The organism is Roseovarius sp. ZX-A-9 (genome assembly GCF_028369135.1).
GTDB lineage: Bacteria > Pseudomonadota > Alphaproteobacteria > Rhodobacterales > Rhodobacteraceae > Roseovarius.
The window spans coordinates 1-7988 of the sequence record NZ_JAPWHW010000050.1; the positions used below are offsets into that span (position 1 = coordinate 1).

The following is a 7988-nucleotide window of genomic DNA, read 5'->3' on the forward strand; positions in this document are numbered from 1 at the left end:
CTTGCATAGATGAGTTGGTCAGATCAGTTTAAGAATCCAGTATGAGCAACTGGGGTGTTAGGGTATCCCCCATTGTTACTGGGGCTTGGTTGTAGGATTTACGCGGCCATTTTCAGTTGCCAGGCGGATGTCAATTCGTCGCTGCCCATGTCAAGGCGCGCGTTGTTGTTGGAGCCGAGCCTCTCGATGGAAATCTGTTGCGCCTCGCCGATGCACTTGAAGATGTAAAGTCCAGTTACTTATGTCGGACCGTGCGATGGTATCGCTCGACTTAAGTGTTCTGCTGCAGCTTTTCCCGGTTGGATGTAGATTACCCACGTAGATATCGGTCCACACCGCAGAGGCGGCGAGCACCCAATGGAGCGCTGTCGGAGGCTCGATCAGATCAGAGGTGCCGAAGGTGGCCAACATCATGGGTGACGTAGAGCGCGACGTCTTGGCCTACATCACCTTCCCTAAAGAACAACGTGTCAAGCCGCATTCCGCTTTTCTGATCGCGAGCGCTGCGATCAACGGGCGGGCGGCGACATTCTCTTCTATCAGGCATTCCGGCGCGACCGTGAGTTGATGAATCGTCTTGGGCCGTGAGAGATATAGGGCATTGGCAAGAGCTTGATAGTTTATGGGGGCTGCCGGCAATCCGGCGGAGATGAGTCTGGACTCGTAGTGCCGGCACGTATGCTGCGTCAGCAGCTCGCAGTAGAAACAAAATTTCGCAAGCAATTGCTCCCAATCCACTCCAACTTGCGACGTCCTCTCCAGACAGTCAGTTTCCGAAAGCTGACGTGTGGCGAGATCTGAATTGGTTCTCCTTTTTCGGATAGGTTCGAGTCTCATTTTACATTCAGCCGTGCCAGATTCAGAAACGGAGATTGACAAAAAATAGATTCTATTATTAGGATGACTATAAGATAGGAGGGCGTAATGCAGAATAGAATATTCACGCGCAAGGCGCGGGATCGCAGTGCGCTATACCTGCAAATTGCGGGTGGGTTACGGCGGAATATCCTGCAAGGTATCTACGCGCCCAACGAAAGATTACCCGCTATTTCCAAGCTGGCAAAGGAGTTTGGCGTATCCATCGTGACGGTCCGCAATGCCGTGGCCGTCCTTGAGGCGGAGGGCTTGGTGGAGCGGCGGCAGGGCAGCGGCACCTACGTCAAATCGATCGAGGCAAGCACACGTTCATTGCATTTCGACACGAGCTTCCGCTCACTGCTGGATCACCTGAAAGGCAGGCGGGCAAAGGTCTTGGTCGCGTCAGATGTGCCGCTCACGCCGCTGATCCATCCGAAAATCGGCAAGCTATGCGGGCCATATCACTTCATGCGGCGAATCCACATGACGGATACGACACCTTATGCGGTGATCAATATTCACCTGCGCAAGGATATCTATCTACAAAACCGTGAGGGCTATGACCGCGAGATGGTCATCCCGCTTCTCGCAAAATCGCCTGAAATCGCTGGCGGGCGGATGCATCAAACGATTTCTTTCACGACCGCCGACCCGGAAACGGCAGAGCATCTCGATCTGCCTGTGAACGCTGCCATCGGCGACGTGAAGCGGGTGATCACCGATGCCCAAGGCGCGGTGCTCTACGTTGGCAACACCAAGTACAGGGGCGATTTCGTGAATCTCGAGATCGACATCACTATAGATGAGGAATTCCAGAAATGAGCCGACAGACCGCGGGGCGTAAATTGTTTGAAGTGGCGCTTGTGTCCGACACTCATGTGAACGAGCGCGAGGATTTCTCGGCCTCGCCTTACCCAGCGAATGCCGAAGCGAATCCGCGTGCGCGGCATGTTTTTGCGCAGATCGCCCAAAGTGACGCGGCCTTCGCTGTGCATATGGGGGACATGATCAACCCGGTGCCGGAGTTGCCAAGCTATACGCAGGCGGCCAAAAATTTCCATTCAATCGCCGGGGCGCTGTCCATTCCGCTGCATTTGGTTCCCGGCAACCATGACATCGGTGACAAGCCTGTGGACTGGATGCCTGCAGGCATGGTGAATGCCCAAAACATCGCGATTTATGAGCAGCATTTCGGCAAGCATTTCTACAGCTTCGATCATGAGGACGTGCATTTCGTCGTGCTCAATGCTTCACTGATCAACTCAGGTGATCCCGCTGAGGCGACGCAGAAATCCTGGCTCGAAGAGGATCTGCACAGTTCGCAGGGACAGCGCACCTTCTTCTTCATTCATTATCCACTTTATGTGTCCGACCCGGCCGAGCCGACCAGCTACGACAATATCGACGAGCCTGGGCGCAGCTGGCTGCTAGGCCTGATTGAGCGCCATAAGCCCGAGGCTCTGTTCAGCGCGCACGTCCATAACTTCTGGTACGATATGTATGGTGAAACGGCAATGTATGTGATGCCGTCTACTTGCTTCGTGCGTCACGACTACTCCGAGATGTATCGTATCGATGGCGGCGATCAGTTCGGCCGAAATGACGCCGCCAAACTGGGTTTCGTGACGCTGGAAATCTACGAGACGGGACATGTCGCGCACTATCACCGCACTTACGGGCGCTGCCTCGCCGAAGATGCGCTGGAGGAACCAGCCAATTACCCGCGCACGCATGTCAAACGCACGACTTTGCCGCGTGTCAGCGTGGACATGCGGCACAGCTGGGCCGAAGAGATGACGGTGGCACCATCAGGCGCAGTGGACGAGTTTCGCCGCAAGACAGCTCGCAACGATTATCCGGTGATGGCGTTGTGGGAAATGGGCCTGTCAGGAATGCGCGTGCCGGTACAGGATCTGTTGGACGACAAAGTTCGCCGCCGGATGACGCTTCTGCGCCCGTTGGGCCATCGTTTTCACGTGTATATGTACGACCTGCCGGACTCCGCAACCGCGCAGGTGCTCACGGATCACGCCGGTCTGATCGACCGCCTGGAAGTCGTCATCAGCTGGGACCAGCGCAAGAGCCTGCTGCCCGCAATTCTTGCGCTGAAAGAGGCGACAGGTGTTCCGCTGTTGCTGTCGCGCGTGAACCGCAAGGATGCCGCCAAAACGTCGGGCGGGCGCTACAACCACCTGATCAGCCATGGATTCAGCCTTGGTGAGATGGACGAGCTGGCAGATTTTGCCGTTGCGCAAGGCGCTGTCATCGACGGCTTTGTCTTTTCGATATCTCGTGAGGTCGACCCGCACCCCGCAATTGTCCGCCTTGACGAATTCGGAGAAAGAACGGGCAAACTTCCGGTGCTTTACGTCAAATCTACTACAGGAAGTCCTTGGGCCGATTTCCGCGACGACCGCGCCAATGCCCTGCGCATCGGCGAGGCAGTGATGGCCGCCACCGGCGCAAACCATACGCATGTAGTGCTGGACACTTTCGCAGATGCCGACCGGGGATATTTCGTCCGGACAGGTCTGGTCGACCGGAGGTTCAATCCACGTCTCGCCGGGCGCATGCTGACGGCTTTGGCGCCGCGTCTTGCGGGCTGCAATTGGAAACCGGGATCTGCCCACAGCTTGCACTCTGAGGATGGGACGACACTGATGCTTGGGGTGGCCACGGAGCTTTGCGGCAAGACGCACACACAACCTACCAACGCCATCTGGCATGACCCCGATACTCGGAAATCAGGTCCAATTTCAACGCTTGGGGCACAGCATCCCGAAGCTCTTCTACTTGTCGAGGCCTCTGGTTAGCCAAACCAGCGCAACAAACAACTAATGGGGAGATACATCATGGAAAATTCGGCATACACCAAACTGGCCATGGTTGCCTTAGCGGCAGGATTGGCCGCGCCGATGACTGCGTCGGCCTGCGAACTGGATCGACCAGTCAAACTGGCGGACGGCAACTGGGATGCGGTGCAGGTGATCAACTCGATCGCAGGGAAAATCATAGAAACTGGTTATGACTGCCACGTCGAGATGGTCACAGGCGCGATGGTTCCGCTGTTCACTGCGTTACAAAAGAACGACGTGGACATCTTCATGGATATCTGGCCCTCCAACAACGTCGAGATTTGGGAAAAAACCCTTGACGCCGGTGCGGTCGATCTGGGTGTCATCTACTCGGATGCAACCGAAGGATGGTACGTGCCGCGATATGTCATCGACGGCGACAGTTCGCGCGGAATCGAGGCGATGGCGGCAGATCTGAAATCTGTGGAAGATTTGCCAAAATACAAGGATCTGTTCGCTGACCCTGAAGCCCCTGGCAAGGGCCGGTTTCTCAACTGCCCGATCGGCTGGGGGTGTGAGCAGACGAACAACATCAAGCTAGAGGCATACAGCTTGTTGGAAACTTTCACCAATTTTAAGCCAGGTTCGGGCGCGGCGCTCGATGCGGCTTTCGCCTCGGCGTATAAACGGGGCAAACCGATCGTGGGCTACTATTGGGAACCGACCTGGGTCATGGGCCTCTATGACATGGCCAAGCTAGAGGAACCGGCTTGCGACGACTCGAACGCGAATGCCTGCGCCTTTGCCCTCGCAGAAGCGCATGTCGGCGGCAGTGCGCACTTTGTGGCTCAGGCCGACGCTCTCGAGACGTTCTTTCGCAGTCTCAAGACTAACTCCAAAGAGATCAGTCAAATGCTTGCGCATATGCAGGAAAACCCAGGCGCGGATCGTGACGATGCCGCGCTGAACTTTCTCAAGACGCAAGAGGCTACCTGGAGCCAATGGGTGCCCGCAGATGTTGCGGCCAAGGTCAAGGCTGCACTCTGAAACCAACTGCTCGACGGTGCCGTCTTAAAAGGTTCCGTAGAGCTTCCACCCCACTGGAGATCGCCTCATGTTCCCGAAATCACTGGAATGGCCGCTGGAAAGGTGGGTCAACGAAGCGCTCGACTGGCTGATCACTGGTTATGGCGATCAGTTCGAAGTCGTGTCCGATTTCATTTTGTCGATTTTGATCTGGATCGAATGGGCACTGCTCACGATACCCTGGTGGGGTGTCACAATCTTGCTCTGCGCTCTTGGCTGGCATGCCAGCCGCGGCTGGAAACTGCCGGTCATCGTCGGCTCTAGCTTGATCCTCGTTGGTTCGCTCGGTCTGTGGAACCTGACGATGCAAACAATGGCCCTGATGATCGTCGCCGTTCTGCTCTCGGTGGTGATTGGCCTGCCGCTCGGCGTCCTCATGTCACAAAGCAATCGGCTGCAGGGCGTGCTGACCCCTGTTCTTGACGCGATGCAGACCGTGCCGCCTTTCGTGTATCTGGTGCCGGCGGTGATGTTGTTCGGTCTGGGCAAGGTGCCCGCGATCATCGCAACGGTGATTTACGCCGTGCCGCCACTGGCGCGGTTGACCAATTTGGGCATCCGCCTGATTGATCGGGAAGTGATGGAAGCCTCGGCCGCGTTTGGCACTGGCAAGCTGCGGCAACTCATGCAAGTGCAGTTTCCACTCGCGATGCCCAATGTCATGGCAGGGATCAACCAGTGCACGATGATGGCGCTCGGCATGGTCGTGATTGCCTCGATGATCGGCGCGCGCGGTTTGGGGGAACAGGTTCTTGTGGGCATCCAGCGGCTGGATGTTGGCAAAGGCGTTGTGGGCGGCATTGGGATTGTTGCGCTGGCGATCATCTTTGACCGGATCACGCAGGCCTACGGAAAACGCCAGATGCGCCATATCAGCCAGCGATCGGAAACGTGATGAGCAAGATCGAGGTCAAGAATGTGTCAAAGGTCTTCGGTGCACATCCGAAATCCATTGTGCCATTGCTTAATGGCGACCTGTCCAAGTCGGATATCCAGGCGCAGCACAATCATGTCGTTGGGCTTCGCAATGTCTCGCTCGACATGGCGGAGGGTAAGATTCATGTGATCATGGGTTTGTCGGGGTCTGGGAAGTCGACGCTGATCCGTCATTTCAACCGGCTGATCGATCCGACATCCGGTGCGATCATCATCGACGGGCAGGATATTCTGTCGCTGTCACCTCGCGAATTGCAGCATCTGCGGCAAACCAAGATCAGCATGGTCTTTCAGAACTTCGGCTTAATGCCGCACCGCACCGTGCTGGATAATGTTGCCTATGGGTTAGAGGTGCGCGGTGAGGCTCGCAATGCACGTGAAGATTCTGTTCGAAAATGGATCTCTAAGGTCGGCCTGCAGGGCTATGAGGGCAGCTATCCCCATGAACTTTCGGGTGGCATGCAGCAACGCGTTGGCCTGGCCCGTGGCCTCGCCACCAATCCCGATATCCTGTTGATGGACGAGGCATTTTCAGCTCTGGACCCTCTTATACGCAACGACATGCAAACCGTCTTGCTCGACCTGCAACGCGAGTTGAACAAGACGATCATCTTCATCACACATGATCTCGACGAAGCGCTGGCGATCGGTGACAGGATTGCGATCCTTCAGGATGGCGAATTGGTGCAGGTTGGTTCGGCACAAGAGATCATCCTACAGCCTTCCAATAACTACATCCAGCGGTTTGTATCCAACGTAAATCGTGGCCGCGCCCTGCGAGTGGCAGCTATCATGAAAAAGCCCAATGGCGCGGTGCCGCATGCCAGCGATCTGCGCCGCAGCGACACGCTGGAACTCGCGTTGAGCAAGGTCGTCGGTGCCACGGGGCCGGTGTCTGTGCTGGACGACGTAACCCATGAACTCTGCGGCACCGTAACCGCACAGCAAATTGTGGCCGCCATATCCGGTCAATCAGGAGGAAGACCATGAACAAACCCTTCAAGCCCGCACCAAGCATCGATCTCGACGACCTGCAGACCAATCTTGATCAGGGTTGGGGGTTTCCGGCAAATTTCTATTCTGATCCGGATATCTATGACTTTGATATGAAGCATATCTACAATAAGAGTTGGCTGCTGTTTGCGCCAGTTCATCAGCTGACCGAACCGGGCGATACGGTCGTGGGCCGTGCCGGAGATGTGCCGGTGGTGGTGGTCCGCGGGCGGGACAACGTGCTGCGCGGTTTCGTGAACCTCTGCCGCCACCGCGGCTACACGGTCGCGACCGAAGCCGGCAAATGCAATACCTTAACATGTCGTTACCACGCCTGGAGCTATAACCTTGACGGCAGCCTGCGTGGTGCACCGAATACTAAGCAGGAGCCAGGTTTTGACAAGTCCGAGATGTCCTTGCTCCCGATCGCGGTGGATACCTGGGGCCCTGCGGTTTTTGTAAACGCCGACCCGGAGGCTATGCCTTTCCTCGCTCATCACCCAAAGGTTACGGACTATACCAAAAGCATTGGGTATGAAACTGATCCGCAATTCTATCTCGACAATTACGATCTCGTTCGTACGATCGACTACGACTTCCAATCCAATTGGAAGCTTTGGTACGATAACAATACCGAATGCTATCACTGCCCCACGATTCACTCGACCAGCTTCGGAGATGCCTTTGAGACCAAAATCGGGGCTTTCACCTACGAAGAACTCGATACCTGCATGACCTTCTCCTTTTCTCCGGACGCACGCCCCGCTGAGCCTGGCCGGCTCAAAGCCCAGTCACAGCGGGCGTTCCAGTTCTACCCAGGGTCCACGATCATGCGGCAAGACGACCTCTTGCTGTTGCATCAGGCGATGCCGACAGGGCCGGAAACGTCCAAGAAATTTTTGCACTGCCTTCTGCGCAAGGGTAGCGATACTGAAATGGGTAAACGCTGGATCGACCTTTGGGATCAGACTTTTTCCGAAGATCAGGGCGCTACCCAAATCCAGCAAGAGGGTCTGCGCAGCGGGCGTATGCCACGCGCGCGCTACGTTACCAATCAGGAAGAGGCAACAATGTTCGTGAATCGCTTGACACTGTCCGCTTATAGAAAGGCTTTGACTGGAGATTGAAAGGAGCTGTCAAAAGAAACTTTGTTGGGTGGGCAGATAGGTCACTTAGTATCCGGTCGCTACAAAAATGCGGATTGCGGGTTTCGCAAATTCCCGGACACAGATTTCAGTAAATTCCGGACAGGGATTTCGGTAATTCCCGGACAGTTCCGGGGGCCTTGGGCACGGTTGGTCATCGCCTGCGCCGTTACGG

7 protein-coding genes are annotated in these 7988 nt (G+C 56.0%); all 7 read left to right on the forward strand.

Translation table 11 applies throughout. The annotated features are described in order from the left end of the window. The first annotated feature begins 400 nt into the window (after positions 1-400). The 7 genes from O3306_RS22115 to O3306_RS22145 all read left to right on the forward strand — a co-directional run bounded on the left by O3306_RS22115 (position 401) and on the right by O3306_RS22145 (position 7795). Complete coding sequence (locus tag O3306_RS22115) at positions 401-568, forward strand: hypothetical protein (RefSeq protein WP_272011548.1); 168 nt, start codon at positions 401-403, stop codon at positions 566-568. 356 nt (positions 569-924) lie between these two features. Beyond that, on the forward strand, positions 925-1680 hold the full coding sequence (locus O3306_RS22120; protein ID WP_272011550.1) for a GntR family transcriptional regulator: 756 nt from the start codon (positions 925-927) through the stop codon (positions 1678-1680). Beyond that, positions 1677-3671: a metallophosphoesterase family protein gene (locus O3306_RS22125; RefSeq protein WP_272011552.1), complete on the forward strand. Its 1995-nt coding sequence runs from the start codon at positions 1677-1679 to the stop codon at positions 3669-3671. The genes O3306_RS22120 and O3306_RS22125 overlap by 4 nt, the downstream gene beginning before the upstream one ends. A gap of 90 nt (positions 3672-3761) precedes the next feature. Next, positions 3762-4700 (forward strand): glycine betaine ABC transporter substrate-binding protein, encoded by a 939-nt coding sequence (locus tag O3306_RS22130; RefSeq protein WP_272011554.1) that lies wholly within the window; start codon positions 3762-3764, stop codon positions 4698-4700. Between the two features lie 67 nt (positions 4701-4767). After that, positions 4768-5634 carry an ABC transporter permease gene (locus O3306_RS22135; protein WP_272011556.1) on the forward strand — a complete coding sequence of 289 codons (867 nt, stop codon included), beginning with the start codon at positions 4768-4770 and terminating at the stop codon, positions 5632-5634. Then, positions 5634-6665: a quaternary amine ABC transporter ATP-binding protein gene (locus tag O3306_RS22140; protein WP_272011558.1), complete on the forward strand. Its 1032-nt coding sequence runs from the start codon at positions 5634-5636 to the stop codon at positions 6663-6665. The genes O3306_RS22135 and O3306_RS22140 overlap by 1 nt, the downstream gene beginning before the upstream one ends. After that, positions 6662-7795, forward strand: coding sequence for an aromatic ring-hydroxylating oxygenase subunit alpha (locus O3306_RS22145; RefSeq protein ID WP_272011560.1), 1134 nt, complete (start codon positions 6662-6664; stop codon positions 7793-7795). Before O3306_RS22140 ends, O3306_RS22145 begins: the two co-directional genes overlap by 4 nt. The last annotated feature ends 193 nt before the right edge of the window (positions 7796-7988 follow it).